The sequence below is a fragment of the Actinorectispora metalli genome, assembly GCF_056323685.1.
The window spans coordinates 4,020,169-4,046,930 of record NZ_JBREYE010000001.1 but is presented as its reverse complement, the minus strand read 5'-3'; the positions used below and the strand labels follow the sequence as shown (position 1 = coordinate 4,046,930).

At 69.9% G+C, this 26,762-nt stretch carries 24 protein-coding genes; 7 read left to right on the top strand and 17 right to left on the bottom strand.

The features are described from left to right. Window positions 1-271: 271 nt before the first annotated feature. Window positions 272-1,543, bottom strand: coding sequence for a winged helix-turn-helix domain-containing protein (locus ACU6XJ_RS19025; protein ID WP_476313216.1), 1,272 nt, complete (start codon window positions 1,541-1,543; stop codon window positions 272-274). A 33-nt stretch (window positions 1,544-1,576) separates the two neighbouring features. Then, on the bottom strand, window positions 1,577-2,515 hold the full coding sequence (locus ACU6XJ_RS19020) for an EamA family transporter (protein WP_476313214.1): 939 nt from the start codon (window positions 2,513-2,515) through the stop codon (window positions 1,577-1,579). 197 nt (window positions 2,516-2,712) lie between these two features. Here ACU6XJ_RS19020 and ACU6XJ_RS19015 point away from each other — a divergent pair, with 197 nt between their 5' ends. After that, on the top strand, window positions 2,713-4,050 hold the full coding sequence (locus tag ACU6XJ_RS19015) for a helix-turn-helix domain-containing protein (RefSeq protein WP_476313212.1): 1,338 nt from the start codon (window positions 2,713-2,715) through the stop codon (window positions 4,048-4,050). Here ACU6XJ_RS19015 and ACU6XJ_RS19010 read toward each other — a convergent pair. From ACU6XJ_RS19010 to ACU6XJ_RS19000, 3 genes are all read right to left on the bottom strand, one after another. Further along, window positions 4,023-4,538: a GNAT family N-acetyltransferase gene (locus ACU6XJ_RS19010; RefSeq protein ID WP_476313209.1), complete on the bottom strand. Its 516-nt coding sequence runs from the start codon at window positions 4,536-4,538 to the stop codon at window positions 4,023-4,025. The genes ACU6XJ_RS19015 and ACU6XJ_RS19010 overlap by 28 nt on opposite strands. A gap of 41 nt (window positions 4,539-4,579) precedes the next feature. Then, entirely contained in the window at window positions 4,580-6,451 is a 1,872-nt protein-coding gene (locus ACU6XJ_RS19005) for a protein kinase domain-containing protein (RefSeq protein ID WP_476313207.1), read from the bottom strand. Window positions 6,452-6,726: 275 nt separating this feature from the next. Beyond that, window positions 6,727-7,740 carry an NADP-dependent oxidoreductase gene (locus ACU6XJ_RS19000; RefSeq protein ID WP_476313204.1) on the bottom strand — a complete coding sequence of 338 codons (1,014 nt, stop codon included), beginning with the start codon at window positions 7,738-7,740 and terminating at the stop codon, window positions 6,727-6,729. An 87-nt stretch (window positions 7,741-7,827) separates the two neighbouring features. Between ACU6XJ_RS19000 and ACU6XJ_RS18995 the strand changes: the two genes are divergently transcribed. After that, the gene (locus ACU6XJ_RS18995; protein WP_476313201.1) at window positions 7,828-8,346 is read left to right on the top strand and encodes an N-acetyltransferase family protein; all 519 of its coding nucleotides are present in this window, start codon (window positions 7,828-7,830) and stop codon (window positions 8,344-8,346) included. A 304-nt stretch (window positions 8,347-8,650) separates the two neighbouring features. Continuing rightward, entirely contained in the window at window positions 8,651-9,139 is a 489-nt protein-coding gene (locus ACU6XJ_RS18990) for a hypothetical protein (RefSeq protein WP_476313198.1), read from the top strand. A 22-nt stretch (window positions 9,140-9,161) separates the two neighbouring features. Here the strand turns inward: ACU6XJ_RS18990 and ACU6XJ_RS18985 are convergent, their stop codons facing one another. From ACU6XJ_RS18985 to ACU6XJ_RS18950, 8 genes are all read right to left on the bottom strand, one after another. Next, window positions 9,162-9,599, bottom strand: a complete 438-nt coding sequence (locus tag ACU6XJ_RS18985) for a hypothetical protein (protein WP_476313196.1) — start codon at window positions 9,597-9,599, stop codon at window positions 9,162-9,164. Then, window positions 9,596-10,363, bottom strand: coding sequence for a 4-hydroxy-tetrahydrodipicolinate reductase (dapB, locus tag ACU6XJ_RS18980; RefSeq protein WP_476313193.1), 768 nt, complete (start codon window positions 10,361-10,363; stop codon window positions 9,596-9,598). The genes ACU6XJ_RS18985 and dapB overlap by 4 nt, the downstream gene beginning before the upstream one ends. Continuing rightward, the gene (locus tag ACU6XJ_RS18975) at window positions 10,360-11,697 is read right to left on the bottom strand and encodes a M16 family metallopeptidase (protein ID WP_476313190.1); all 1,338 of its coding nucleotides are present in this window, start codon (window positions 11,695-11,697) and stop codon (window positions 10,360-10,362) included. Before ACU6XJ_RS18975 ends, dapB begins: the two co-directional genes overlap by 4 nt. A 26-nt stretch (window positions 11,698-11,723) precedes the next feature. Next, a complete protein-coding gene (locus tag ACU6XJ_RS18970; protein ID WP_476313187.1) occupies window positions 11,724-13,934 on the bottom strand; it encodes a polyribonucleotide nucleotidyltransferase in 2,211 nt (736 codons plus the stop codon). A gap of 264 nt (window positions 13,935-14,198) precedes the next feature. Next, a complete protein-coding gene (gene rpsO / locus ACU6XJ_RS18965; RefSeq protein ID WP_476313184.1) occupies window positions 14,199-14,468 on the bottom strand; it encodes a 30S ribosomal protein S15 in 270 nt (89 codons plus the stop codon). 162 nt (window positions 14,469-14,630) lie between these two features. Next, window positions 14,631-15,131 carry an RNA 2',3'-cyclic phosphodiesterase gene (thpR, locus tag ACU6XJ_RS18960; protein ID WP_476313181.1) on the bottom strand — a complete coding sequence of 167 codons (501 nt, stop codon included), beginning with the start codon at window positions 15,129-15,131 and terminating at the stop codon, window positions 14,631-14,633. Continuing rightward, window positions 15,131-15,613, bottom strand: a complete 483-nt coding sequence (locus ACU6XJ_RS18955) for an XRE family transcriptional regulator (protein WP_476313179.1) — start codon at window positions 15,611-15,613, stop codon at window positions 15,131-15,133. Before ACU6XJ_RS18955 ends, thpR begins: the two co-directional genes overlap by 1 nt. A 232-nt stretch (window positions 15,614-15,845) precedes the next feature. After that, window positions 15,846-16,796: a bifunctional riboflavin kinase/FAD synthetase gene (locus ACU6XJ_RS18950; RefSeq protein WP_476313177.1), complete on the bottom strand. Its 951-nt coding sequence runs from the start codon at window positions 16,794-16,796 to the stop codon at window positions 15,846-15,848. A gap of 123 nt (window positions 16,797-16,919) precedes the next feature. On the opposite strand from ACU6XJ_RS18950, the gene ACU6XJ_RS18945 reads away from it, so the two are divergent. Continuing rightward, a complete protein-coding gene (locus tag ACU6XJ_RS18945) occupies window positions 16,920-17,327 on the top strand; it encodes a VOC family protein (protein WP_476313174.1) in 408 nt (135 codons plus the stop codon). A 3-nt stretch (window positions 17,328-17,330) separates the two neighbouring features. On the opposite strand, the gene truB is transcribed toward ACU6XJ_RS18945, so the two are convergent. Then, a complete protein-coding gene (gene truB / locus ACU6XJ_RS18940; protein WP_476314091.1) occupies window positions 17,331-18,251 on the bottom strand; it encodes a tRNA pseudouridine(55) synthase TruB in 921 nt (306 codons plus the stop codon). A gap of 155 nt (window positions 18,252-18,406) precedes the next feature. On the opposite strand from truB, the gene ACU6XJ_RS18935 reads away from it, so the two are divergent. Further along, a complete protein-coding gene (locus tag ACU6XJ_RS18935; protein WP_476313172.1) occupies window positions 18,407-18,721 on the top strand; it encodes an ArsR/SmtB family transcription factor in 315 nt (104 codons plus the stop codon). Here the strand turns inward: ACU6XJ_RS18935 and ACU6XJ_RS18930 are convergent. Next, window positions 18,718-20,019, bottom strand: coding sequence for an MATE family efflux transporter (locus ACU6XJ_RS18930; RefSeq protein WP_476313169.1), 1,302 nt, complete (start codon window positions 20,017-20,019; stop codon window positions 18,718-18,720). The two genes, ACU6XJ_RS18935 and ACU6XJ_RS18930, sit on opposite strands and share 4 nt — an antisense overlap. Before the next feature lie 56 nt (window positions 20,020-20,075). On the opposite strand from ACU6XJ_RS18930, the gene ACU6XJ_RS18925 reads away from it, so the two are divergent. Together ACU6XJ_RS18925 and ACU6XJ_RS18920 are read left to right on the top strand one after the other, a co-directional pair. After that, window positions 20,076-20,597, top strand: a complete 522-nt coding sequence (locus ACU6XJ_RS18925) for a CGNR zinc finger domain-containing protein (RefSeq protein WP_476313166.1) — start codon at window positions 20,076-20,078, stop codon at window positions 20,595-20,597. A 49-nt stretch (window positions 20,598-20,646) separates the two neighbouring features. Beyond that, a complete protein-coding gene (locus tag ACU6XJ_RS18920; protein ID WP_476313164.1) occupies window positions 20,647-21,951 on the top strand; it encodes an MFS transporter in 1,305 nt (434 codons plus the stop codon). A 1-nt stretch (window position 21,952) separates the two neighbouring features. On the opposite strand, the gene ACU6XJ_RS18915 is transcribed toward ACU6XJ_RS18920, so the two are convergent. Together ACU6XJ_RS18915 and ACU6XJ_RS18910 are read right to left on the bottom strand one after the other, a co-directional pair. Continuing rightward, complete coding sequence (locus ACU6XJ_RS18915; protein WP_476313161.1) at window positions 21,953-24,214, bottom strand: ATP-binding protein; 2,262 nt, start codon at window positions 24,212-24,214, stop codon at window positions 21,953-21,955. A gap of 128 nt (window positions 24,215-24,342) precedes the next feature. Beyond that, the gene (locus ACU6XJ_RS18910; RefSeq protein WP_476313158.1) at window positions 24,343-26,505 is read right to left on the bottom strand and encodes a M28 family peptidase; all 2,163 of its coding nucleotides are present in this window, start codon (window positions 26,503-26,505) and stop codon (window positions 24,343-24,345) included. Between the last annotated feature and the right edge of the window lie 257 nt (window positions 26,506-26,762).

Sequence of the window (26,762 nt, the reverse complement as noted above, 5' to 3'; positions counted from 1 at the left end):
TTGGACGCTCCCGTCCGTGGTGAGGTCGGTTCGCTGGGCGACCGCGGCGATCGCATAGCGGTAATGGGCACGGTTGTATGACCAGCGGAAGCCGTGGAAAGTGCGTCCAATTCCCGACTCCCCTTCCGTGACCGACTGCGCGCTCAGCCCAGCACGCACTGCCCAGGTCGGCTCAGGGCCGAATGCCCTACCCCCACCCTGCCATTGGACCACGATGAGTGATGACACGGCCACATACCGTGCGCTCACTCCGGCGGGCGCGTCCCGTAGGTCAGAGGGCGTTCGAGGTGGAGTTGGCAACCGCCTGACGCAGAGCGGGGGCCAGGTCGCCCTTCTCGCCGATCTGCACCTCGTCCAGGTCGAGCCACAGCGCCATGGCGCGGAGTTCGGCGGCCAGTTCCTCGGCCACCCGGCCGGGGTCGGCGAGGGTGAGGCCGAAGGGCTTGGGGTCGGTGTGGGTTTCCAGGAACGCGCCGGGGACGCGCAGCACCCTGGCGGAGCGGTCGGCCTTGAGGTCGACGCGGGCCACCAGCTGGTCGTCCAGCAGAAAAGGGAAGACGTAGTAGCCGTAGGTCCGCTTGGGTTCGGGCGTGTAGATCTCGATGCGGTAGTGGAAGTCGAAGAGGCGTTCCGTGCGGTCGCGTTCCCAGATCAACGGGTCGAACGGGCACAACAGGGCCCGCGCGGAGACCTTGCGCGGGGTGCGGGCCTCCAGGTGCCGGTAGGCCGGTTTGGCCCAGCCCGCCACCTGGGTGGGCTCCAGGACACCGGCGTCCACCAACTCGGCGACGGCCTGCCGGGAGCGGGCGGGCCCGAGGCGGTAGTAGTCGCGAAGGTCGGTTTCGGTGGCCACACCGAGGGCCTGCGCGGAGCGTTCGATCAGCAGGCGGGCGGCCTCCTCGTCGTCCAGGTCGCGGTGCGCCATGACCTCGGGCGGCAGGACGCGTTCCGGCAGGTCGTAGAGGCGTTGGAAGCCGCGGCGGGTGCCGGTGGTGAGTTCGCCGACGGAGAAGAGGTACTCGCAGGCGATCTTGGTGTTGGAGCGGTTCCACCAGCCGCCCCGGACGCCGGTCGGCGGGTGGCGTTCCAGTTCGCGCTCCAAGGCGCCCGCGCCGATGGGGCCGAGTTCCTTGACGGCGGCGATGACCTCGTCGCCCAGCCCGGGAGCGGCTTCCATGACCTTCCAGTAGCGGCCCCGCAGGCTCGCGTAGTGCCGCATGCGCCAGCGCAGCAGCGGCCAGTCCTCCACCGGCAGCAGGCTCGCCTCGTGCGCCCAGTACTCCACCAGCAGCCTGGGGCGCTTGGTCGAATGCGACCAGGCCGCCTCGTCCAGCAGGTCGCGGCTGTACGGGCCGAGCCTGCTGAACACCGGGGCGTAGTGCGCGCGGACCGCCACGTTGACGCTGTCCAACTGGAGTAGCTGGGTGCGGGCCAGCACGCGCTGAAGGTGACGCCGGGACACCGGCCCGCTGGGGCGCGGGTCGGCGAAGCCCTGCGCCGCCAGCGCGGTGCGGCGGGCCGCGGCCAAGGTCATCGTGTGCACGGTGTGCATGGTGCCAAACGGGTCTGACAGTTTTCAGCGGCGTTCGGCCCGCACCACCAGCACCACCGCGACCAGGACCACGGCGCCGCCGACAAGCTGGCTGAGGCTGAAGCTCTCGTTGGCGAACAACACGCCCAGCAGCACCGCGATGACCGGGTTGACGTAGGCGTAGGTGGCCACCGTGGACACCGGCAGGCGCTTGATCGCCAGCGCGTAGCAGACCATCGCCGCGCCGCCCGCCAGCACCAGGTACAGCCAGGCCCACCAGCTTGTCGCGGTGATCTGGGACAGGTGCAGCGGCTCGCCCGCGGCGAACCCGGTCACGGTCATGATCAGGCCGCCGACCAGCATCTGGACCGCGGATAGGGCGAAGACGTTGGGCGGCACGGGAAGCCGCGAGGTGGCGACGGTGCCGATGGACCAGGCCAACGCGGCCAGCAGGATCACCCAGGGCCCCCACCAGGCCGAGCCGTGGGTACCGGCGGAACCGGCGTGGTTGCCCGCGAGGACCAGGATCATCAGGCCGCCGAAGCCGATCGCCACGCCGACGAGGGTCTTGGCGGACGGGCGGTCGCCCAGCAGCCAGCGGTGCACGGCGACGTAGAGCGGGACGGAGGCCACCAGCAGAGCGGCCAGGCCGGAGGCGACCTGCTGTTCGGCGATGGTGACGCCGCCGTTGCCGATGGCGGGCAGCAGCAGTCCGCCCAGGGCGGCGGTGCCGAACTGGCGGAGGTCCATGCGCAGGCTGCGTGGTCCGGACATGATCAGGACCAGCAGCGCCACCAGCACGCCCGCGGCGAGGAAGCGGAAGCCCGCGGAGAGGATGGGCGGGGCCGATTCGATGACGAGGCGGATGCCGAAGTACGTCGAGCCCCATACGACGTAGACGACCGCGAGCGCGGCAAAACCGGCCAGCAGGCCGGTCGTTGCGGGTGAGGGCCGGCTGCTGACCGGGGTTTGGGTGACGGACACACCCCCACGCTCGCACAGGGGTACGACAGAAAGCTCGCGATTTTCGGCCATCTCCCCCGCCGCTGAAACGGCCATTCGGCCGATTTGCCGTTTAACGATCGGTTCAACCGATCGGCCGACTACCGCTCGTCGCACCAGACGATACGTTGAGTGATGACAGTTCGCACTCCGCTACTTCGGAAGCCGATATCGGGCGCATGAGCGAACACACGAAACGGCCACCCAAGAAGCTGTGGGAACTGCCGGAGATGCGGATCGCCCTGGGCCGACAGGACATCGGGGCGGTCTTCCGACTGATGTCGGAAAACGGGGTGTCTCAGCGCAGGATGGCCACTCTCTGCGGCCGAGCGCAGTCCGAGGTCAGCGAAATCATGAGGGGACGCAAGGTTCAGTCCTATGACCTGCTCGTCCGAATTTCGGAGTGCCTCGGCATACCCCGTGGTTACAGGGGAGTGGCGTACGACCCAGGTTCCGGCCCGCCGCAGGCGGGAGGTGAGGAGGACGAGGACGTGCAGCGGCGAAAGTTCGTGAATCTCGGGGCGGTCTTGGTCTTCGGCACCCAGATCGACCCCAAGATCGGTCTCGGCGAATTCTTCACCGCCGACGCCAGGACCCCGATACCCGGCCGGGTGGGCCTCACCGATGTGGTGCGCATGCAGAAGGCCTCGGACGCGTTGCGAGCCATCGACGCGCAGTACGGCGGAAGTGCGCTACACGCCGCCGCTGTGGGCCACGCCAAATGGGCTGTTCTCCTCCTCGACTCCGACTGCGATGACAAGGTCCGGCCGCAGCTGATCCGAGCAGTGATCAGATCCCAGTCCGTCGCGGGTTGGACCTCGTTCGACATCGGGCAGCAGAGCCTGGCGCGACGCTTCTACGGCCAGGCCCTGGAGCTGGCGAAGATCCTTGGCGACCAAGGCGAGATCGCCGGTCTGCTATCCAAGGCTGGTCGGATCGATCTACACAACCGAGATGCCGATGCGGCGTTGAAACTCTTCCAAATGGGTGAAGAAGCCGCATACGCCAGCGGAAACCCCATGGCGGTGGCGGTTCTGGCCTCCAACTGCATGAGGGCATACAGCTATCTCGGGCTCCATGAGGAAGCCAAGAAGGCCCTACGTCGTACCCACCAACATTTCAAGTCCAGCGGCGGACCATACGGATGGGCGCAGCAGTTCACCGAGGCGGATCTCTTCGCAACGGATGGTTTCGCCCAACTGGAGACAAGCGGCAAGCCCGAAGCCGCTATCGCAACGCTTAAACACGCCCTCCGTCTACGCGGCTCGGCGACAGCTCGAAGTCAACTCTTCGAGCAAACCAAGCTGGCGATAGCGCATGTGACCGTCGGTGAGACCGATGTTGCCATAAAGATGACTGAGGGGTTGTTGAAGGACGCGGAGAAGATGGGGTCCAAGCGTGTGATCGATCGGCTATCTCCGTTGGCGGAAGCGGCGGCCAAGCGGTCCACTTCCGATTGCCAGGACATGGCGGCCGAGATCAGGAAGCTTCAGAGCCGGTCGAAAGGCGCCGCGTAACGGAACCTGCCGCGCAGGGACGGTTCATATGCCGTGAGTGGGAGCGCCTGGAAATACTGCGCCCAGTCCGCCACCGGTGGTTCGATGCCATGGCGGTCCGCCGACTCGAAACCGAAGCGGGAGTAGTACTTCGGGTCGCCTAGCAGCACGATCAGCCGCTCCCCCAGCGCGTCGGCCGCGCCGATCACCGCGTGCATCAACGCCTTGCCCACACCCGTGCCCTGCTGCTGAGGCAGCACGCCGAGCGGGCCGAGCCCCAACGCCGCGCCGCCGCTGGGCTCGACAACGGCGCGCGTGCACACGACGTGCCCGACCACTTCGCCGTCCAGTTCCGCCACCCAGGACAGCTGCGGAATCCAGCCCTCATCGGCGCGCAGCCACTCCACGAGCTTCGGCTCCACCGGATCGGCGGTGTCCTTGCCGAAGGCGGCGGTGTGGACGGCGGCCACGGCATCGGCGTCCTGCGGTCGTTCCCGGCGAATCAGCACCGGGGCATCCTCCGGTCCCCGCGCCCAGCGGGCAACCGGATTTACACCGGAGGGCGAACCACCGTGGTGACCGGGCCGTCCACGGACTGGCCGCGACGGGTGAGCCAGGTCTGGAGTTCGCGCTGGATGAACTGGAGCGTGGGGCGGCGGGCCGGGTTGTTGTCCAGGGCGCTGCACAAAAGCTGGTAGTGGGCGCTCTGCTTCGGCAGGTTGATGCACGCCTGACCCTCGGCAGCGGCCAGTAGAGCCACGCCGGGTTCGCTGCGGCGGCCGCGTGGGGACTTGCCGGTCATGCCGTAGCTGACCGTGGCTGCCAGTTGCCAGGCGTCGGAGGCGGGCGTGGCGGCGCTGCCCGCGGCGACCTCCTGCGCCAAGAAGTCGGGTGTGCCGACCATCAGGCCGGTGCGGGTGAGGGTGCGGTCGCCCTTGGTGCGGGCGATGCCGAAGTCGATCAGGTGCGCCAGGCCGGACCCGTCCAGCAGCACGTTGGTGGGCTTGACGTCGCGGTGCAGCACGCCCTGGGCGTGTGCGGCGACCAACGCGCCCGCCATGGTGGACCACAACCGGGCGGCGGCGAAGTCGTCCAGCACGCCGACCTCGCGAACAGCGTCGGCGAGCGTGCCGCCCTCGATGTACTCCATGACGATCGCCAGTCCGCCGTCGCCGCGCACGATGTCGTAGATCCGCACGCAGTTGGGGTGGCGCACCGCGGCCAGCGCCCTGGCCTCGCGGAGCATGCGCTGCTCGGTCTCCTCGTCGGGGGCGTGGGCCAGTTTGATCGCCACCCTGCGGTCCAGATCGGTGTCCCGAGCCAGCCAGACCGAGCCGAAACCGCCCTGTCCGAGCTTGGAGAGCCGCTCGAAGCGGTCCCCGGTCAGAATCCAGCCCGAATCGCCTGCCTTCTGCGTGGTCATCCCCACCGGGGCGGGCGCACCGGGCACCGCGAACGGCAGTGGACCCGGCGTGGCGGCCAATCCGCCCGCGTCGGGCGGCGGCTGGGCCAGCGCGGCGGCCGCGTCCGGCATCACGGCGGTCGGCCGGTGCGGCTGCCGTGGCGGCCCGGTGGGCGGCATCGGGTGGTATCCGAGCGGCGCGGGCTGGTAGGGCGGCACGGCCTGCGCCGAGGGCTGCGGCTGCTGGTACGGAGGCAGTGCCTGCCGAGCCTGGTACGGGTGCGCGCCCTGGGCCTGCTGGGGCTGGGCGGCTTGGAGGGCCTTCGGCTCCCGCTCGGGTTTCGCCGATCGGTTGATCACCGACCACGGCGGTGCGCCGAAGAGCCACACCACGATCGCGCCGAGCATGCTCGCGGGCAGGAAGCCCGCCCACAGGTGCGATACGACGGTGCTGCTCAGGTCACCGGTGAACAACACCAGCAGCACGAACGGCAGCCAGAACAGCCGGATCGGCCAGCCGGGGCCGCGACGCATCGCGGCGCGACCCTGGAGGGCGATGAACGGCCAGGACATCAGCGGCAGCAAGGTCACGCCCAGCAGCGCGACCCAGCCCGCGACGCCGAAGTCGCCGGGGTCGGTGACCGAACGCAGCACCGAGGGGGCCTCGCGGAAGTAGGCGCCCTGCGGCGGCAGGTAGCAGTACGAGGAGCCGAAGTAGCCGCCGAGTACTCGCTGGCCGCTGGTGACCAGATACTCACTGGCGCTGAACATCAGCCAGGGCAACAGGAACCCGAAGACGGCGCCGATCGCGATGAACACGGTCACCGTGCCGACGTGGTAGCGGTTGCCGGTGAACTTGCGGATCAGTGCCGCGAGCACGGCGCCCGCGGCCGGGAAGCCCGCGAAGAACGCACCGGCCACGGTCAGGGTGATGGCCCAGTCACCGGGGCAGACGGTGGCGCCGAACTGCCGGTGCAGCTGCCTGAGCAGCTCTGCGACCAGGTCCGTGACAACGTCCACCTATCCGGATCCTCCGTTTGTCTCGCACCGGGCGCTTATCGTAGGGCTCCGACATGAACGACCCGCGACCGCCGATCCCGTTGTCATAACGACGAAATCCGCAAACGGATCTTGTCCGGCCCGCGCAATGCGCACATGGGCCGGCCAGGCCTTCACCATCTAAGACGGCCGCCACCCGCCGCAGGTTGCCGCATCGGGCGACCTCGCAGGTCACACCGCGAGGTTACCGCCGCCCGATGCCGCCTCCCTGTCGCATACGCGCCGCCCCCGGAGGGTCAGAACTTGACGAGCATCTTGCCCCGGTTGCGGCCCGCGAACAGGCCGAGCAGGGCCTCCACCGAGTTGTCGATGCCGCCGTCGACGACCGTCTCCTCGTAGTGGATCTTGCCGTCCTTGAGGTAGCCGGAGACCTCGGCGAAGAACTGGTCGGCCAGGTCGGCGTGGTCGATCACGATGAAGCCGCGCAGGGTGAGGCGGCGGGCAACGGCGAGCATCAAGTTGCGGGGGCCGGGGGCGGGTTCGGTCGTGTTGTACTGCGAGATCGCGCCGCACAGCGCGGCCCGGCCGAAGTCGTTCATGGCCCCGATGGCGGCCTCCAGGTGGTCGCCACCGACGTTGTCGAAGTACACGTCGATGCCGTCGGGGGCGGCGGCGCGAAGCTGCTTGTGGACGGGTCCGTCCTTGTAATTGAACGCCGCGTCGAAGCCGAGGGTGTTGATCAGGTGGTCGACCTTCTCCGCCGATCCGGCGCTGCCGATGACCCGCTTCGCGCCCTTCAGCTTGGCAAGCTGGCCCGCCAGGCTGCCGACCGCGCCCGCGGCACCGGAGACGAACACGGTGTCGCCTTCACGCAGCTTCGCGATCTCGGTCAGTCCCGCGTAGGCGGTCAGTCCGGGCATGCCCAGCACACCGAGGTAGGCCGACGCGGGCGCGACGGAGGTGTCCACCTTGCGGAAGTGCTTGCCGGGGGCGGTGACGTACTCGCGCCAGCCGAACATGCCCAGCACCGTGTCGCCCACGGCGAGCGTGTCCGACTTCGAGGCGACGACCTCGCCGACGGCGCCGCCGCGCATGACCTCGTTCAGTCCCAGCGGCGGGACATAGGAGCGGCCCTCGTTCATCCAGCCGCGCATGGCCGGGTCCACCGACATGTACAGGGCCTTGACCAGCGCCTCACCGTCGGCGGGTTCGCGCACGTCGGCCTCGCGGACCGCGAAGTTGTCGTCGGTGGGCAGTCCCTTGGGGCGGGAGATCAGGTGAACCTCGCGGCCGGTCGCCGGCAGAGCCATGGTTGCGTTTCCCTTCATATGTAACAGCGTTTCTATTCGCAACACCTCAAGGGTAGTCGGCTATTCCGCGCCCGCTAGTTTTGACGCATGGCAGTGGCCTCCGTACACCGCGCGCACGCTGACGACGTGCCGGACATCACCCGCATCCAGCGCACCACTTGGCATGCGGCCTACGCCCGACTGCTCCCCGCCGCCGCGTTGGCCGCCATCGACGGCGACGAGGTGGAACAGGCCTGGCTGGCGACGGTGCAGGGAGACGCGGCGGAGGTCTTCGTGGCCACCGAGGGCGAGTTCGCGGTGGGGTTCTGCGCGGCGGGCCCGGACCCCGACGGCGAGGACGCGCTGATCGCCACCCTGCTGGTGGAGCCGCGCTGGGGCCGCCGCGGCCACGGCGGCCGCCTCCTGGGCACCGCCGCGCAGGCACTGCGCGAGCGCGGTGCGGCGACCGGCATCGCCTGGGTGCCCGCGGAGGACCACGCCTCCCTGGCCTTCTACCGCAGGGCGGGCTGGTCGACCGACGGCGCCATCCGCAGCCTGGACACCGGCGAAGGCCGCATGCTCCGCGAGATCCGCGTCCGCGGCGACCTGGACCTGCACTTCGCATGACCCCGACTCTGTCTTCCCAGCAGGCAAAGCCGACCCGGTCGCACCCATCCGCCGACGTCCATATCACGGTCGCCTCACTCGCAGCGCCAACAAGCCCGGTTTTCGGGCGAGTTATCCACAGCAGCCCCACCTATCCACAGATCTGCTTTTCTCGGTCGCGGCGCCGATTCGGAACTCGATAGGCTCGCGCAGGGCGACGCCCCCCGGGCGGGCGGGGGGTGTCTTCTACCGGCCATCTTCTGGCCATCCCCGGCTGCTAGCCTTCGCGGCGTCGATTCCGCTCCGACTTCTGGGGATCTCTCGCGTGCTGGTACTGACGGGTTGGCTTGCCGCCGCGTTCGGGGTGGCTGTCGCGTCGGCGCTGGTGCCGCTGATCAGCGTGGAGCTTTTCCTGATCGGCCTGGTACTCAATGATCCGACGTTGCCGTGGTGGGCCCTGGGCCTCGTGATCGCAGTGGGGCAGATCGGCGGGAAGCTGCTGTACTTCTTCGCGGGCCACGGCAAGATCAAGCTGCCCGCCTGGATGCAGCGCAAGCCCCGCGCCGACAAGGGCCGCTGGGAACTCTGGCTGGAGCGGTTCCGCGACACCTGCGGCCGTCGTCCGCGCTGGACCGCCGTGGTGCTGTGGATCAGCGCGGTGTCGAGCCTGCCGCCGTACGCGGCGATCGCGATCATGGCGGGGCTGGCGAAGGTGCGCACCGAGGTGTTCGTGCTGACCGGGCTGTCCGGCCGCTTCATCCGGTTCGCCGCGCTCGCGGCGGCGCCGACGTTCTTCGTCGGCTACTTCGCCTGACTGGCGGAAAACGCGCTGTGCCTCAGCCCGCCAGGTCGATGGCGCGGCGCATGGACTCGCGGGCGCGGCCGCGGTCACCCGCCAGGTCGTAGGCCTGGGCGAGGTTGAACCAGCCGCGCCAGTCGTCGGGGTCGGCCTCGACCTCGGCCTTGCGGAGGGCGAACCAGGTGTCGGCGGCGTCCCGCTCGACGCGGCCGGAGGCGCGGCGCGGGAGGTCGGAGACGTCCAGCAGGGCGTCTTCCTCGGCGAGGCGGCGGGCCAGCCGCTCGGTGCGCAGGCCGAAGCGGAGTTCGGCCAGCACCAGGCCCGCACCGATCAGCGGGAGCAGCAGGATGCCCAAGCCCAGACCGATGCCGACGGCCGTGCCGGTGCCGATCAACGCCACCGCACGGCCGGTCAACAAGACCAGGTACACCGCCAGCGCCGCGGTGAGCAGCAGCGCCGTGGTCCGGGCCTTCACAGTTCCATGAACGCGTCCAGGCCGACGGTGAGGCCGGGACGGGTCAAGATCTGCCGCACGGCGAGCAGCACGCCCGGCATGAAGGACTTGCGGTCCAGCGAGTCGTGACGCAGCGTCAGGGTCTCGCCCTCGGTGCCGAACAGCACCTCCTGGTGGGCGATGAGTCCCGACAGCCGCACCGAGTGCACGCGTACGCCGTTGAGCTCGGCGCCGCGGGCGCCGTCGGCTTCCTTGGTGGTGGCGTCCGGCACCGCGCCCATGCCCGCGGCGGAGCGGGCCTTGCCGACCAGCTCCGCGGTGTGCGCCGCGGTGCCCGACGGGGCGTCGGCCTTGCGCGGGTGGTGCAGCTCGATGATCTCCACCGACTCGTAGTACTTGGCGGCCATCTCGGCGAACCGCATGCTCAGCACGGCGCCGATGGCGAAGTTCGGCGCGATCAGCACACCCAGTTCGGGCTTGTGCTCCAGCCAGCCGCGGATCGTGGCCTGCTTCTCCGCGTCGAAGCCGGAGGTGCCCACGACGGCGTGAATGCCCTGGTCGACGCAGAACCGCACGTTGTCCATAGCCACATCGGGGTGGGTGAAGTCCACCACGACCTCGGCGCCCGCGTCGGAGATGTTGAACAGCCAGTCCCCGGCGTCGACCATCGCCACGACGTCCATGCCCTCGGCGGCGTCCACCGCCTTGCAGACCTCGGCACCCATCCGGCCGCGGGCGCCCAGCACGCCTACGCGAATGGGGTCGTCCGCAAAGGACCGGGTCATGCGATCACCTCGTGCACCTCGTTCGGCAGCTCGTCGGCAGCAGCGTACGGCCCGACGATCGCGGCCCGGAAAGGGTGTCGGAGAAGATCGGCTGCGAGATCGGACACCTGTTCAGCGGTCACCGCCTCGATCTTGGCGAGGGTGTCGGAGACGCTGGTGTAGTAGCCGTAGTTCAGCTCGCCCTTGCCGATGCGAGTCATCCGCGAACTGGTGTCCTCCAGGCCGAGCACGAGCCCACCGCGAAGCTGGCCCTTGCCGCGGGCCACCTCGGCCTCGGTCAGGCCGTCGGCGGCGATGTCGGCCAGCACGTCGCGGGCCACCGCGGTGACCTGGCCCAGCCGGTCGGGCTGGCAGCCCGCGTACACCGCGAGGCTGCCGGTGTCGGCGTAGGAGGCCACCGAGGAGTACACCGAGTACGCCAGGCCGCGGCGCTCGCGGATCTCCTGGAACAGCCGGGAGCTCATGCCGCCGCCGAGCGCGGCGTTGAGGATGCCCATCGCGTAGCGGCGGTCGTCGTGGCGGTCGATCGCGGACACGCCGAGCATCAGGTGCGCCTGCTCGGAGTCGTCGTAGCGGAACGTCAACGGACGGGCGCCGGTCACTTCGGCGATGCCCGAGCGCACCGGCACCGGGGAGGCGTCGGTGCCGCGTTCGCCGAGCAGGTCGCAGACAAGCTGCACGACGCGGTCGTGTTCGACGTTGCCCGCCACCGACAGCACCATGCGGGGCTGGGTGTAGTGGTTGCGGTAGAAGCCGTACAGCGTCTCCCGCTCCATCGCCACGATCGACTCTTCGCTGCCCAGCACCGGGCGACCCAGCGGGTGGGTGCCCAGCAGCGCGGTGCAGAACTCGTCGTGCAGCAGGTCCTCCGGGTCGTCGTCCCGGATGGCGATCTCCTCCAGCACGACGCCGCGCTCGGTCTCCACATCGGACGCGGTGAGCAGCGCGTCGAACACCACATCGCCGACCAGGTCGATGCCCAGCGCCAGATCGCTGTCCAGCACGTGGGAGTAGAAGCAGGTGTGCTCCTTGGCCGTGAACGCGTTGAGCTCGCCGCCGACGTTGTCGATCTCCTCGGCGATCTGCTTGGCGGTGCGCCGCTGGGTGCCCTTGAACAGCAGGTGCTCCAGGTAGTGCGCGGCGCCCGCCTCGACCGGCTGCTCGTCGCGGGAGCCGACGCCGACCCAGATGCCCACCGCCGCCGAGCGCACGCCCGGCAGCCGCTCGGTCACCACCCGCAGGCCGCTGGGCAGCACGGTGCGCCGCACCGAGCAGCCGTCCGGGGTGGACTCCAGTACCTCGGTAGCCGAGCGGCCGTGAACGGAAGCGTTCACGGCCGCTGCGGGGATGCGTCTGGCGGTCACTGCGAAGCGGCCTCGGCGGGCGCGTTCTCCTCGTTGACCAGGACCAGGCTGATCTTGCCGCGACTGTCGATGTCGGCGACCTCGACACGCAGCTTGTCGCCGACCTTGACCACGTCCTCGACCTTGCCGATGCGCTTGCCGTTGCCCAGCTTGGAGATGTGCACCAGGCCGTCCTTGCCCGGCACCAGCGAGACGAACGCGCCGAAGGCGGCCGTCTTCACCACGGTGCCGAGGAACCGCTCCCCGACCTTGGGAAGCTGCGGGTTCGCGATGGCGTTGATCAAGTTGATCGCGGCCTCCGCGGACGGGCCGTCGGACGCGCCGACGTAGATGGTGCCGTCGTCCTCGATGGAGATGTCGGCGCCGGTCTCCTCGGTGATCGAGTTGATCATCTTGCCCTTGGGCCCGATCACCTCGCCGATCTTGTCGACCGGGATCTTCACCGACGTCACGCGCGGGGCGAAGGGGCTCATCTCGTCCGGGGCGTCGATGGCCTCGGCCATGACGTCCAGGATGGTGAGACGGGCGTCCTTGGCCTGGGCGAGCGCCTTGGCCAGCACGTCGGAGGGGATGCCGTCCAGCTTGGTGTCCAGCTGAAGGGCGGTCACGAACTCCTTGGTGCCCGCGACCTTGAAGTCCATATCGCCGAAGGCGTCCTCGGCGCCGAGGATGTCGGTCAGCGCGACGTAGCGGGTCTCGCCGTCGACCTCATCGGACACCAGGCCCATCGCGATGCCCGCGACCGGCGCCTTCAGCGGCACACCGGCGTTGAGCAGCGACATCGTGGACGCGCAGACCGAGCCCATCGAGGTGGAGCCGTTGGAGCTCAGCGCCTCGGAGACCTGGCGGATCGCGTAGGGGAACTCCTCGCGCTTGGGCAGCACCGGCATGATCGCCCGCTCGGCGAGCGCGCCGTGGCCGATCTCGCGGCGCTTGGGCGAGCCAACGCGGCCGGTCTCACCGGTGGAGAACGGCGGGAAGTTGTAGTGGTGCAGGTAGCGCTTGGTCGTCTCGGGCGAGAGCGAGTCGATCATCTGCTCCATGCGCAGCATGTTCAGCGTGGTGACACCCAGGATCTGGGTCTCGCCGCGCTCGAACAGCGCCGAGCCGTGCGCCCTCGGGATGGTGGCGACCTCGGCGGACAGGCCGCGGATGTCGGTCAGACCGCGGCCGTCGATGCGGACCTGGTCGCGCAGGATGCGCTGGCGGACCAGCTTCTTGGTCAGCGAGCGGAACGCGGCGCCGACCTCCTTGGCCCGGCCCTCGAACTCCTCGCCGTCGCCGGTGCCGACCTTCTCCAGGGTGGAGGCCTTGATCTCGTCCAGCCTGGCCTCGCGCTCCTGCTTGCCCGAGATGGTCAGCGCCTGCGCGAGCTCCTCGGAGACCGCGGCCTCGACCGCGGCGAAGATGTCCTGCTCGTAGGCCAGGAACACCGGGAACTCGCCGGTCTCCTTGGCAGCCACGGTGGCCAGCTGCTGCTGGGCCTCGCAGAGCACCTTGATGAACGGCTTGGACGCCTCGAGGCCCTCGGCGACGATCTGCTCGGTGGGCGTCGGCGCGCCCCCCTCGATCAACGCGATGACGTTGTCGGTGGCCTCGGCCTCGACCATCATGATCGCGACGTCGTCACCGACGATGCGACCGGCGACGACCATGTCGAAGACGGCCTTCTCCAGCTGCTCGTGGGTCGGGAAGGCGACCCACTGGCCCTCCACCAGCGCGACGCGGGTGGCGCCGATCGGGCCGGAGAACGGCAGGCCCGCGAGCTGGGTGGAGGCGGAGGCGGCGTTGATGGCGACCACGTCGTAGAGGTCGGCGGGGTTGAGGCTCATCACCGTCACCACGACCTGGATCTCGTTGCGCAGGCCGTCCACGAAGGACGGGCGCAGCGGGCGGTCGATGAGGCGGCAGGTGAGGATGGCGTCGGTGGAGGGACGGCCCTCGCGGCGGAAGAACGAGCCGGGGATGCGTCCCGCGGCGTACATGCGCTCCTCGACGTCCACCGTCAGCGGGAAGAAGTCGAAGTGCTCTTTGGGGTGCTTGCTGGCCGTGGTGGCCGACAGCAGCATGGTCTCGTCGTCCAGGTAGGCGACGACGCTGCCTGCTGCCTGGCGGGCCAGCCTGCCCGTCTCGAAGCGAATGGTGCGCGAGCCGAACCTGCCGTTATCGATGACGGCGGTTGCCTCGGCGACCTGGAGATCAGTCACTGTGCAGTGCTCCTCGTGGATGTGGTCCCCTACCACCCCGAACGGGAGCGCCCTCTTTCCATCTTCAACAGTGCCGGTCTTCGATCGAAGTCCCCGCAGACCGCCCATGGCGTCTTTCGGGAACCACTACCGAGGACCGGCGGAGCGAGAGCGTCCCCACCGGCGAAGGGGGGTGACCACGGTTAGTTGTTCAGTATTGAGTTGGTGTTGCGCCGGCGGGGAAGCCGGTCAAAACAGGTTTGGGGCCTCCCCGCCGGTGAAGCGTCAGCGGCGCAGGCCGAGCCGACCGATCAGCGACCGGTAGCGGGCGATGTCCACGTCCGAGAGGTAGTTCAGCAGCCGGCGGCGACGGCCGACCAGCAGCAGCAGACCACGACGCGAGTGGTGGTCGTGCTTGTGCTTCTTGAGGTGTTCGGTGAGGTCGCTGATCCGCTTGGTCAGCAGCGCCACCTGAGCCTCCGGCGAACCGGTGTCACCCTCGTGGGTGCCGTATTCGGTGAGGATGCTCTTCTTCTGGTCAGTGGACAGTGCCACGCGATGTTCTCCTTGCTATCTGTGCCGTGAGGCCCCAGCGGTGGACACACGCGGGGTAAGACGGTGGAGGCCGCCACGGACCGCAGCCACACCCAATGTCGGAGGGTATCAGGTACCCAATGGATCTTCGCATCGGACACGGCGCAGGTCGCGGGAGGTTCGTTAACCACTCGTCCGGGTGACCAGCGGTACGCGGTGCACCGGCTCGTACTCGTGGATGCCGTCGACCAGCCTGCTGTTGATCAGCACGACCTCGGTCGGCGACCACAGCGGGCCCTCGTAGTCGTACAACGCCGCGGGCACGGCTGGCGTTCCCTTGGCCCTGGCGATCGTCACATGCGCCGTGAACCGGTCGGCGCCCGCCGCCAGCGCGAGCCTGCGGAGCAGGCCGTCGTGCCCCGGCGTCTCGCCGTGCACGCCGACCCACAGCACGCCGGGGAAGGTGTCGGCGCCCTTCAGCCGCAGCGTGGGCGCGGCCAGGCCCGCCACCTTGCGGTCCAGTCGCCGGACGGCCTTCGCGCTGTCCGGGGCATCGCCGTAGAAGGCCACGGTGATGTGCCATTTCCGCGGCGGGTTGGCGCGGACGCCCTCGGGCAGGGTGAGGTGTGCCGCGAGGTGCTCGCAGGCGTGCGGCGGCGGGTGGATCGCGGCGAACAGCCGCATCAGCGCAGTTCGGCGGCGCGGCGGAGCAGGCTGGCCAGCGCGGGGAAACGCGGCCCGACCATGCGGGCGGCCTCCATGAGGTCCTCGGGCGCCGCGAGTTCGCGCAGGCCGCCGAGCACGGAGTTGTTGTCGGCGTTGTGCTCGTTGATCGGCAGTCCGCCGCGGCCCACGGTGGGGCGGGAGGCGCGGACCTCCTCCAGCGCGAGCCGGATGGCCTCGCGGTCCCCGGAGGCGACGTCGGGGGTGAGGACGCGGCGTTCGAGCATGACCATGCGGGCGAGCACCGCCGGGTTGCCGATCTTGGCGCGGCGGCCGCTCATCACCTGGCTGAGCATGGGGGCGCTGATGCCCAGGACGTCGGCAAGCTGGGCCTGGGACACGTCGAAGGCCACCACCAGTCTGCGGACGCGGTCACCCAGCGGTTCCCCGTACCACTCCCGCTGCTGCGCCAGGTTGCGCGCGACGACCTTCTGCTCCTCCACCGGTTTCTCCCCCGGGTCCTCAACTGGCGAAAGGTCACCTTGAACGGTGTCCTGGTGGGCATCCTGCCAGGTGCCGGTTGCTCCGCGTGGCGGAATCCCCAAGATCGTGTCGCCCACCGCACGACCAGGCGGCGGCCACTGTCACCCGTTCGAGGCATTTGCGCTGGTCAGAGCTCGTGAGTGCGCGGGCCCGTCAGAACGGAGCCGTGCACTCACGAGGGTTGACCTGGAGTTACGAAAGGATCTCGCGGGTCTGGCGGACGTCGACGTGCATGCGGTCGAGCAGGGCGTCGACGGTTTCGAAGCGGATCATGTCGCGGATGCGGGCGACGAAGTCGATGCCGACGCGCTCGCCGTAGTAGTCCTCGTCGGTGTCCAGGACGTGGGCCTCCACCCTGCGCTCCTTGCCGGAGAAGGTCGGGTTGGTGCCGATGGACACCGCCGCCTTGAGGTGCTTGTCGGCGGGCGGCTCGCTGCCGTCGTGTCCGAAGTGGACGAATCGGCAGGCGTAGATGCCGTCGGCCGGGATGGCGGCGTAGCGCGGGGTGGAGAGGTTGGCGGTGGGGAAGCCGATCTCGCGGCCCCGGCCGTCGCCGCGGACCACGATGCCGTCGAGGCGGTGCGGGCGGCCGAGGGCGTCCTCGGCGGCGGTGACATCGCCCGCGTCGATGCAGGCCCTGATGTAGGTGGAGGAGAAGGTCACCGGTCCCTCGGTGAGCAGGCTGGCGCCCTCGGTGACGAAGCCGAACCGGCGGCCGAGCGAGCGCAGCATCTCCACGTTGCCCGCGGCGCGGTGGCCGAAGGTGAAATTCTCCCCCACCACCACGGCCGCCACGTGCAGCTTCTCCACCAGCAGTTCGTGCACGAACTCGTCGGCGGGCATGCGGGACAGCTCGGGGGTGAAGGGCAGCACGCAGAACACGTCGATGCCCAACTGCTCGACGATGTCGGCGCGTCGGCGCAGCGTGGTGAGCTGGTAGGGATGGCTGCCCGGCCGCACCACCTCGGAGGGATGCGGGTCGAAGGTCATCAGCACCGAGGGCAGGCCGCGCTCCCGCGCGAGCTCCACCGCCCGGCCGATCAACTGCTGGTGTCCGCGGTGGACCCCATCGAAGACGCCGATGGTGACCACACAGCGTCCCCATCCGCCCGGCAACTGTTCCAACCCACGCCAGCGTTGCACACGATCAGCCTAGTTGCTGACGCCCCGACACCACCGGCTCACCTGCCTATGAGACGCAATGCACGTTTTTGTCGGTGTCGGCGCCTACCGTCCGGTCGAGACGTTCGACCGAAGGGGAACACCATGCTGCGGGGACTCACCACCGTCGCCTACCTGACCTCCGACATCGAGGCGGCCAAGAGCTGGTACACCGAGCTGCTCGGTGTCGAGCCGTACTTCGACCGGGGTGCTTACGCCGAGTTCCGGATCGGCGACTACCAGCACGAACTGGGTCTGCTGGACAGCCGGTTCCTGTCCGAGCTCGGCCCCGACAGCGGGGCGCGCGAGCCGGGCGGCGCGATCGTGTACTGGGCGGTGGACGACGTGCCCGCCACGCTGGAGCGGCTGCTGGCGATGGGCGCGAAGGAGCACCAAGCGCCGCGCGACTTCGGCGAGGGCTTCATCGGCGCCTCGGTGATCGACCCGTTCGGCAACATCCTGGGCATCATGTACAACCCGCACTACCTGGAGGTGCTGGCGTCGAAGTCCTGAGCCTCAGTCCGCGGGGTTGAGCACCAGCACCGGCTTGGCCGTCTTGCCTTGCTCCACGACCAGGCCGACCGCCGTGCCGGTGGGGCCGAAGATGCCGGTGGTGCCCTTGGAGCCGACCGCCGGGATGCGGCGGCCGTGGGCCAGGGCGTCGGCCTCCAGTTGGTCCACCTCGCGGCAGGGGAAGGCGGCGGCGACGGCGGCGTCCAGGTCGTAGCTGAGCGTCGGGTCCTCGGCGAGCTGGTCGAGGGTGCGGGACGAGCGCAGCGTGAACGAGCCGACCCTGGTGCGACGCAGCGCGGTCAGGTGGCCGCCGACGCCGAGCCTGCGGCCGAGGTCGCGGGCCAGGGCGCGCACGTAGGTGCCCGAGGAGCACTCCACCATCGCGTCGATGTCGGTGACGCCGAGTTCGGGGTCGCGGCGGATCATGAGCACGTCGAAGCGGGAGACGGTGATCTTGCGCGGTTCCAGCTCGACCTGCTCGCCCGCCCGCACCCGCTCGTAGGCGCGGCGGCCGTCGACCTTCACGGCGCTGACGGCGCTGGGCACCTGCATGATCTCGCCGGTCAGAGCGCGGATTCCGACGGTGATCGCGTCGTCCTCCACGTCGGAGGCGTCGGCGCTGGAGAGCACCTCGCCTTCGGCGTCGTCGGTGCTGGTCGCCGACCCCAGGCGGATGCTCGTGAGGTAGGCCTTGGTGTCGAGGGCGAGGTGACCGAGCAGCTTGGTGGCGCGTTCCACACCCAGCACCAGCACACCGGTCGCCATGGGGTCCAGCGTGCCGGCGTGCCCGACCTTGCGGGTGCCGATCAGCTTGCGCACCTTGGCAACCACGTCGTGGGAGGTCATCCCGCTCGGCTTGTCCACGACCAGCAGGCCGGGAGCGACGGGGGAGGGCAGGACCGCACGTCCGTTCTCTAGTTGGATACAGGCCACGCGAGTCATTCTGCGGCACGCCGATCTCCGGATGTTCACCGGCTCCCCATCAAAACCGAGTGGCTTTCAACTTCGGCATAACCTCGGCCACCGGTTGATCTTGAGCGGCGCGTGGCACCATGGAGCCCGGATTGCGAGGGTTGAGCATGAGGGTGATCGAACATCCCAGCCGCGAGGAGATGCGGCTGACCAGGGTGCTGCACGCGCTGTCCGATCCGACGCGGCTGCACATCGTGCGCTGCCTGGCCGATGACGCCGAGCACGAGATGACGTGCAGCGCGTTCGAGGTCAACGTGGGGAAGTCCACGCTGTCGGAGCACTTCAAGGTACTGCGCGAGGCCGGGGTGATCCAGGTCCGCTGCGAAGGCACCCAGCGCTTCAACTCGCTGCGCCGCGCCGATCTCGAGGACCTCTTCCCCGGCCTGCTCGGTGCCGTCCTCACCGCACCCGCGCAGGTCTAGGCGCGGACGGCGCCCGCGATCGCCCAGCGGTCGGAGGCGGTGCGCAGGAGCAGGGTGGCCAGGCGGAGCAGCATGAACACCGACAGGCCGGTCCAGATGCCCGCCAGGCCCCAGCCGAAGGCGAGCGAGGCCCAGATCAACGGGAGAAAGCCGATCAGTCCGCTGACCAGCGTCGCGGTGCGCAGGAACGCGGCGTCGCCCGCGCCGAGCAGCACGCCGTCGAGGGCGAACACCACACCCGCGATGGGCTGGAGCAGCACGAAGAACCACCAGGCGTGGGGAATCTCACCGAGCACCGCGGCGTCGGAGGTGAAGGCGGCGGGCAGCAGTCCCGATCCCGCCGCGAACACCACGCCGAGGGCCGCGCCCGCGACCAGGCCGTAGCGGGTGATCCGCCAGGCGAGCGCGCGGGCGGCGGCCTGCCTGCTCGCGCCGAGTTCGGCGCCGACCAGCGACTGCGCGGCGATCGCCAGCGAGTCGAGCAGCATCGCCACGAACGTCCAGAGCTGGAGCACGATGTGGTGGGCGCCTGCCGCGGCCACCGAGGTGCGGGTGGCCACCGCGAGCGCGGAGACGAAGCAGACCTGGAACGCCAGGCTGCGCAGCACGAGGTCGCGGGCCATGCCCAGCTGGGACCGCATGATGCTCCACTGTGGACGCACCGGCACCCGTTCCCGGCGCAGCGCGGCGAGGAACAGCGCCGCGCTCGCCGCCTGGCCCACCACGTTGGCCAGCGCCGAGCCGATCAGGCCCCAGCCCGCGGGGTAGACCAGCAGCGGGCAGAGCACCGCGGAGATGCCGTTGCCGAGCAGGACGTAGCGCAGCGGCCGGGCGGTGTCCTGCACGCCGCGCATCCAGCCGTTGCCCGCCATCGTGACGAGGATCGCGGGCACGCCGAGCAGCGCGATCCGCAGCCACCGCACCGCCTCCCCCGCCACCGCGTGATCGTCGGCCAGCGCGCGGGCGATGGGCTCGGCCAGCAGTTGGCCGAGCGTCAGCAGTACGAGCCCGACGGCCAGCGCCAGCCAGGTGGCCTGCACGCCCTCGCCCACCGCGTCCTCGCGGCGGCCCGCTCCGTGCAGCCGGGCGGCGCGGGCGGTGGTGCCGTAGGAGAGGAACGTGAGCTGCGCCGAGACCAGGCCCAGCACCAGCACGCCGATCGCGAGCGCCGCCAGCGGCACCCCGCCGAGGTGGCCGACGACCGCGGTGTCCACCAGCAGGTACAGCGGCTCCGCGGCGAGCACTCCGAGCGCGGGCAGCGCGAGACCCGCCACCCGGCGTGGACCGATCTCCCCCATGCGCGCTCCCGGTAAGGTGTGAACTCCGGAACAGCACCTTACGGTAAGGACCGTAGATGGACAACGCTGCTTACCTCGACGTGGCACTGCGGCTGGCGAACAGCCCGCTCGAGGACGTCGCCGCGCTGCGTGCCGCGCTGCACGAGGAGCCGTGGTGGGCCAACAACGCGGGCGATGGCGACCTGGTGGTGCTCCGCGAGGTGGCCGCCGGGCTGCGCCGGGTGCTGGCCGCGGCGGTGGCCGATGCGCCCGCCGAGGTGCTGGCGGAGGTGAACACGCTGCTCAAGGCGCATCCGCCGCAGCCGCAGCTGTCCTCAGGGCACGGCGAGCAGCCCAACTGGCACATCCACGTCGCCGACCCGCAGGCCACCCCCGCCACCGAGGTCGCCGCCGCCGTGGCCTGGGGCATGGCCGCCGGGATCAGCCGCTACGGCCTGGAACGCTGGGGCCACTGCGCCGCGACCGACTGCGAGACCTTCTTCCTGGACACCTCCACCAACCGGGCCAAGCGGTTCTGCTCCGCACGCTGCGCGAACCGGGTCCACGTGGCCGCGCACCGTTCCCGGCGACGCGCCTGAACCCAACCGTTATGCCGCCGTGACCACATAGTCAGCGACGATGTCCGGCATGACAACGACGTCCAATGTGGAGCAGGGCCGGTCGCGGAGCGCGCGACGGGTCATCGTCGCCAGCCTGATCGGCACCGCGCTGGAGTGGTACGACTTCTTCCTCTACGGCACGGCAGCCGCCCTGGTGTTCGGGAAGGTGTTCTTCCCGAACTACGAGCCGCTGACCGGGACGCTGCTGGCCTTCACCACCTATGCGATCGGCTTCGTGGCGCGGCCGGTCGGCGGGGCGGTGTTCGGCCACTACGGCGACCGCATCGGACGCAAGAACGTGCTGGTGATCACGCTGCTGCTGATGGGCCTGGCCACCGCCGCCATCGGCCTGCTGCCCACCTATGCCACGATCGGCGTGGCCGCGCCGATCCTGCTGGTCACGCTGCGGTTCCTCCAGGGGCTCGGCCTGGGCGGCGAATGGGGCGGCGCGGTGCTGATGTCGCTGGAGCACGGCGACCCCGCCAAACGCGGGCTGAACGCGAGTTGGCCGCAGGTGGGGGTGCCCGCGGGCAACCTGCTGGCGGCGGGCGTGCTGGCGGTGCTGGCCGCGACGCTGTCCGACGAGGCCTTCCTGTCCTGGGGCTGGCGGCTGCCGTTCCTGCTGTCCGCGCTGCTGGTGATCGTCGGCCTGTGGATCCGCATGACGATCGCGGAGAGCCCGCTGTTCGCGGAGGTCGAGCGCACGGGCCAGAAGGCGAGCATGCCGCTGCTGGATGTTTTCCGGCTGCACACCAAGGAGATCTTCACCGCCATCGGCGCCAGGGTGGGCGTTGACGTGGCGTTCTACACGTTCGTGTTGTTCATCATCACCTACGTCACCCAGCAGCTTCACCTGTCCAAGAGCGTCGGGCTGGCGGGCGTCTACATCGGGTCCGCCGTCCAGTTGGCGCTGATCCCGCTGTTCGGGGCGCTGTCCGACCGGTATGGCCGCCGCCCGGTGTCGCTGGCGGGTGCGATCGGCGCGGCGGTGTGGATCTTCGCGTTCTTCCCGCTGCTGGACACCAAGTCCACGGTGTTGATCGTGTTGGCGGCGGTGGTCGCGCTGGTGTTCCACGCCGCCATGTACGGCCCGCAGGCGGCGTTCATCGCCGAGCTGTTCAGCACTCGGCTGCGCTACAGCGGCGCCTCGCTGGGCTACCAGCTCGCGGGTGTCCTCGGCGGCGCGCTCGCCCCGATCATCTCCGTGCAGCTGCTCCAGTGGTTCGGCAGTTGGGTCGCGGTCTCGGTCTACGTCCTGATCACGCTGCTGGTCAGCATCGGCTGTCTGATCGCGGCGCCGGAGACCTCGCGCTTCACCCTCACCGCGAAGTAACTCAGGAGTCGCCGTGGCGGGCGGCCCAGGAGGCGATCTGGGTCCGGCTGCTGAAGCCCAGCTTGCGGGAGATGCGGTCCACATGGGTCTCCGCGGTGCGTGGGGAAATCACCAGCTTGGCGGCGATATCGGCGTTGCTGAGGCCGTCGGCCACCAGCCGGGCGATCTGGAACTCGCGGCGGGTAAGCCCGCCGCGGTCGGGCCTGCTCGTGGTGGATTCCTCGCCCATCGCGTAGGCCATGGCCTGCTCCCGGGACATGGTGCAGCCCTCGGTCATGCGCCGCCGCAGTTCCGCCTCCCCCAGCAGGTCTTTGACCTGGGCGAAGTTGAGGTCGTGGGCGCGGCCGAAGGTCGGATAGGCGGCCGGGGTGGAACCCAGCAGCGACCAGACGGTGTCCGCGACGCCGAACAGGGTCGCGGCGCGGGCGTACTCGCCGCGCTGGTTGGCGGCCCACGCCAGCAGGTCGCAGGTGAAGGCCGCGGTGAAGCGGTTGCCGATCTCGGTCTGGAGCCGCAGCGCCCGCCGGGCGATGTCCTGTGCGGTGTCGGGCTTCTCATCGGACAGCTCCACCTGCGCCAGGCCGTGCAGCAGCCAGCTTCGGAAGTAGATCTCGCCGCATGCCTCACTGCGGGCCAGGCCTTCGGCCAGCACCGCTCGGCCGGTGTCGCAGTCGCCGTCGAGTCCGTAGGCCTGACCGGCGAACATGCGCGCGAAGAGCTCGTCGGCCAGCAGCCGGTGCTCGGCGAAGGTGCGGATGGCGCCGGTCAGGTAGGTGATCGCCTTCGGCAGGTCGCCGCCGAAGGTGTAGAGAATGCCCCAGGCCACCGCCGTCCTGGCGGTGAGCACCTCGTCGCCGGTCCGCCGGGCCCGCTGGTCGGCCTCGGTCAGCCACTGGCCCGCCGAGGACAGGTCGGTCACCACCAGCGCCGCCATCGCGTTGATCCACAGCGCGGTGCCGCGTTCCGGCGCGTCCTCGGGCACACCGTGCAGGGCGCGCGCCATCGCGGTGCGGCCCTCGCTGAGGTACCCGGACAGCATGTAGTAGTGGATCACGGCGATGCCCGCACGGATCGCCGCCACCGCCTCGCCGGGCTCGTTGACCGAGTACTCCAGGGCGAAGCGGAAGTTGGCGTGGTCCCGCCGCAGCCGCCGCACCCAGCGCACCTGGTCCGGGCCGAGCCAGCCGCGGTCGAATCCCGCGGCGAGGTCGGCGAACCAGTCGCGGTGCCTGCGGATGATCCGGCACCGGTCCTCGCCAAGCTGCTCCTGGCCGTACTCGCGCAGCGTCTCCAGCATCCGGTAGCGGACCTCGCCGTCCTGCTCCTCGCGGAGCAGGATCGACTTGGCCAGCAGCGTGTCGATCGCGGCGGGCACGTTGACCTCGGGGCCGCCGCAGACGTACTCGGCGGCCTCGGCGTCGAACCCGCCGGAGAAGATGGAGGCCCGCGCCCAGAACAGCTGTTCGGACGCCGAGCACAGCCCGTGGCTCCAGTCGATGGTGGCGCGCAGCGTCTGCTGCCGCTCCGGCGCGGTGCGGGGACCCATGGTCAGCGCGGGCAGCCGCCGGGTGAGGCGCTGCGCCAGCTGTCCGACGGACAGCGCCCGCATCCGGACCGCGGCCAGTTCGATGGCCAGCGGCAGGCCCTCCAGCAGACGGCACAGCTCCGCGAGGTCGGCGAAGTTGTGCTCGGTGACCTCGAAACCGGGCAGCACGGCCCTGGCCCGGTCGGTGAACAGCTGCACCGCGTCGTACTGGCTCAGCTCATCTGGTGTGCCCACCCCGTCGGGCACGGCCAGCGGCGGCACCGCCATCACCTGCTCGGCATCGACGCCCAGCGGCTGCCTGCTGGTGGTCAGCACCACCAGCTCAGGGCAGCCCGCCAACAGCGCCTGGACGAACTCGGCGGCGGCCTCGACCAGGTGCTCGCAGTTGTCCAGGACGAGCAGCAGGCGCTTGGCGCGCAGGTGGTCGACGACGACGTCCACCGGGGGCCGCGGCGACTGGTCACGCAGCCCGAGGGCGTTGGCCACCACATCGGCCAGCAGCTCGGTGTCCCGCAACTCGGCCAGCTCCACCAGCAGAGCGCCGTCGCCGAAGATCTCCCCGGCCCGGCCGATGGCCTGGGTGGCCAGCCGGGTCTTGCCGACCCCGCCCGGCCCGGCCAGGGTCACCAGCCGGTGCTCGGACAGCAGCCGCCGCAGCACCGACAGCTCGCGCCGCCTGCCGAGGAAGCTGGTCACCTCGGCCGGAACTCCCGTCACGTCCTCACCCCCAGACGTGACCGAGTGTAGTGCGGTCATAGCCCGACCGGCCTATGACGGCGTCGGCCCCCTGGTCCACGGGAAGAGACCAGGGGGCCGACGCCAGGTTGGGCGAATGCCCAAGGGCCTCAGCAGGCGCCCTCGTCCTTCCATGCGGACATGCTCCCGGAGATCGAACCAGGCGCCTGGTTCTGCGAACCCCAGGTAGCGAGCCACTTGCGGCCGTTGTAGGTCACCCGGTCGCCGTTCCAGTACCACTTCGAGGACTCCCAGGCGTCCGTGCCCGCGCACGGCGTCGGGGCCGGGGTGCCGGTCGGAGCCGGGCCGCTGGTGGGCGCCGGGGACGCGGCGCCGACCGCCAGCTTCCAGATCGCGTAGGCGATGGAGTTGGCGGTGCGGTCCAGCGCGGTGGTGCTGATGTTGCTGGTGGTGTCGCAGCGCTGGTGGTAGCAGGTGTCGTAGGCGACGCCGGAGCGGCCGCCCCACTTCTGGGCCTGCGCCGCGGTCATCCGGTAGCTGGCACCGGTCGCGGTGCCGCTGGAGGCGATGCCGCCGTTGGTGAAGGAGGCGTCATCCGAGCGGTTCTTGCCCTCGGTGTTCTCCTCGGTCGGCACGTTGATCTCGTCGAAGTAGCCCTTGAACGCCTTGCCCAGCTCGGTGGTGATGTTGTTGATGAAGTAGCCGGGGTTGGTGGAGCCGATCATGTCGAAGTTGAGGTAGCCCTTGATCTTGCGCTTCTCCGTCGCGGGCAGGTTCTGCACGTAGTGCTTGGAGCCGATCAGGCCCTGCTCCTCGTTGGTCCACCAGCCGAAGCGGACGTGCTTGGACATGGTGGGCTTGGCCGCGGCGAGTGCCAGCGCGGCCTCCAGGATCGACGCCGAGCCGGAACCGTTGTCGTTGATGCCGGGGCCCGCCTGGACGCTGTCCAGGTGCGCGCCGAACATGTAGGTCTCGTTCTCGTCGCCGCCCGGCCAGTCCGCGATCAGGTTCGCGGTGGGCCGCCGCGAGCAGGAGGTGCAGTCCTGGCGGCGCACGGTGTAGCCCGCGGCCTTGAGCTTGGCCTCGATGTAGTCCACCGACTGGTTGTGGCCGCCGGTGGCGGTGAGGCGGTTGCCGCCGTTGTTGGTCGCGATGCGCTGCAACTCGGCGAGGTGCGCCTTGACCTTGTCCACCGAGATCGTCGGCCGGTCGGCCTGGCTGCCGGTCACGCCGAAGGTCATCGGCGCGGTGCGGACCTGCTCGCCGGAACCTGCGACGGTCACCGTGTAGGCACCCGATGGCGTGGCGCGGTCGGTGCTGATGGTGAGCCGCGCGGTGTCACCGGCCTTGACCGTGGCCGGGGAGAAGACGGCCTTCGCGCCGGTGGGCAGGCCCGCGGCGGTGAGGGTGATCTTCTCTCCGCTGCCCGCGACCGTCACCGGGACGGTCACCGACTGGCCCGCGGCCACCGTGGTGGCGGAGTTCTGCGCGTCGAAGGCCTTCGGCACCGACAGCGAGAAGTCGGCGCGGCCGAAGGTGCAGGTGACCTCGCTGTCGGCGGCGGGCACGCCGGAGGCGTTCCACGCGTCGCGGATGGCGTCGAACTCGGCGCAGCCGGTGAACAGGTCACGCGCCGCCTGCAGGGTGTTGCGACGGGCCTCGACGTCGTCCCAGGTCTCCCCCGCCTTGCGGAGCAGCGCGTTGCGCCAGACCTCGGTGGCCTTGGCGCGGTCGATGCCCAGCTTCTCGATGCCGATCTTCGTGCGGTCGCCCGCTGCCTCGGTGGTGCCGTCGGAGAGCACCCCGCCGGTCAGCGCGTCCACCAGCACGCGGCGCTGGCCGCCGACCTCCCAGGCCAGCCGGGCCGCGCCCGGTGCCTGCACCACGAGTCGCGCGGTGTCGGCCTTGCCGCCGGTGACCTTCGCGGCGGTCGCCTTGGCCTGGTCGGACTGCACGTCGGGCTGGATGGTCTGGATGGTGAAGGGCTGCTCGTTGGCGGTGTTGACGTGCCGGACGCCGCCGTCGGCGTCGGTCACGACGACCAGGTCGGCGCCGAGCACCGGCAGGCCCGCGTACTCCCGGTGATAGGAGACGTAGCGCAGGCCGCGGTCACCGCTGCGGACCTCGTCGCGAATATAACGCGACTGGGTCGCCGCCAATGCGGTACCGCGCTCGGCGGCCACGCGGTCGGCCGAGGAGATGGCTCTGGTGATCGAATCGGATTGGGGGTCGGCGCCGGCGGTGGTGCCAATGGCAGCCACCGTTCCCGCTACCAGCCCCAGGGCTGCGACCAGGGAAATCGCGTTCCTCATGGGCTACTCCGTAGGCAAAACACCATGGGCAGGGTCAAACTGGTGTTGTCGTACCGTAGCAATGCGCACCCTCGCATATAAGGCGGGAAATCCCTTGTTCCCCGTGCTATGGGCAGGTTTTATATGCGTTTTCCGCCCGAATTACTCTCAATGGCCTGAATTCTGTTTATATCCGCCCGGCGGTGGCGCACCAATGTTTAGCGGCCTAAACCGCCCAGAGTGGCGAAGTCCTGCTCGCTGAACGATCGGGCTGGAAC

What these genes read in the sequence shown, in the direction of transcription:
- thpR (WP_476313181.1), bottom strand. Translation starts at nt 15,131, where the DNA reads ATGCGGCTGTTCGCCGCGATCCACCCGCCGCCGCACGCCTGCGAGCAC.
- ACU6XJ_RS18945 (WP_476313174.1), top strand. Translation starts at nt 16,920, where the DNA reads ATGCTGCGGGGACTCACCACCGTCGCCTACCTGACCTCCGACATCGAG.
- ACU6XJ_RS18925 (WP_476313166.1), top strand. Translation starts at nt 20,076, where the DNA reads ATGGACAACGCTGCTTACCTCGACGTGGCACTGCGGCTGGCGAACAGC.
- ACU6XJ_RS18920 (WP_476313164.1), top strand. Translation starts at nt 20,647, where the DNA reads ATGACAACGACGTCCAATGTGGAGCAGGGCCGGTCGCGGAGCGCGCGA.
- ACU6XJ_RS19015 (WP_476313212.1), top strand. Translation starts at nt 2,713, where the DNA reads ATGAGCGAACACACGAAACGGCCACCCAAGAAGCTGTGGGAACTGCCG.
- ACU6XJ_RS19000 (WP_476313204.1), bottom strand. Translation starts at nt 7,740, where the DNA reads ATGGCTCTGCCGGCGACCGGCCGCGAGGTTCACCTGATCTCCCGCCCC.
- ACU6XJ_RS18910 (WP_476313158.1), bottom strand. Translation starts at nt 26,505, where the DNA reads ATGAGGAACGCGATTTCCCTGGTCGCAGCCCTGGGGCTGGTAGCGGGA.
- ACU6XJ_RS18930 (WP_476313169.1), bottom strand. Translation starts at nt 20,019, where the DNA reads ATGGGGGAGATCGGTCCACGCCGGGTGGCGGGTCTCGCGCTGCCCGCG.
- dapB (WP_476313193.1), bottom strand. Translation starts at nt 10,363, where the DNA reads ATGACCCGGTCCTTTGCGGACGACCCCATTCGCGTAGGCGTGCTGGGC.
- ACU6XJ_RS18995 (WP_476313201.1), top strand. Translation starts at nt 7,828, where the DNA reads ATGGCAGTGGCCTCCGTACACCGCGCGCACGCTGACGACGTGCCGGAC.
- ACU6XJ_RS18935 (WP_476313172.1), top strand. Translation starts at nt 18,407, where the DNA reads ATGAGGGTGATCGAACATCCCAGCCGCGAGGAGATGCGGCTGACCAGG.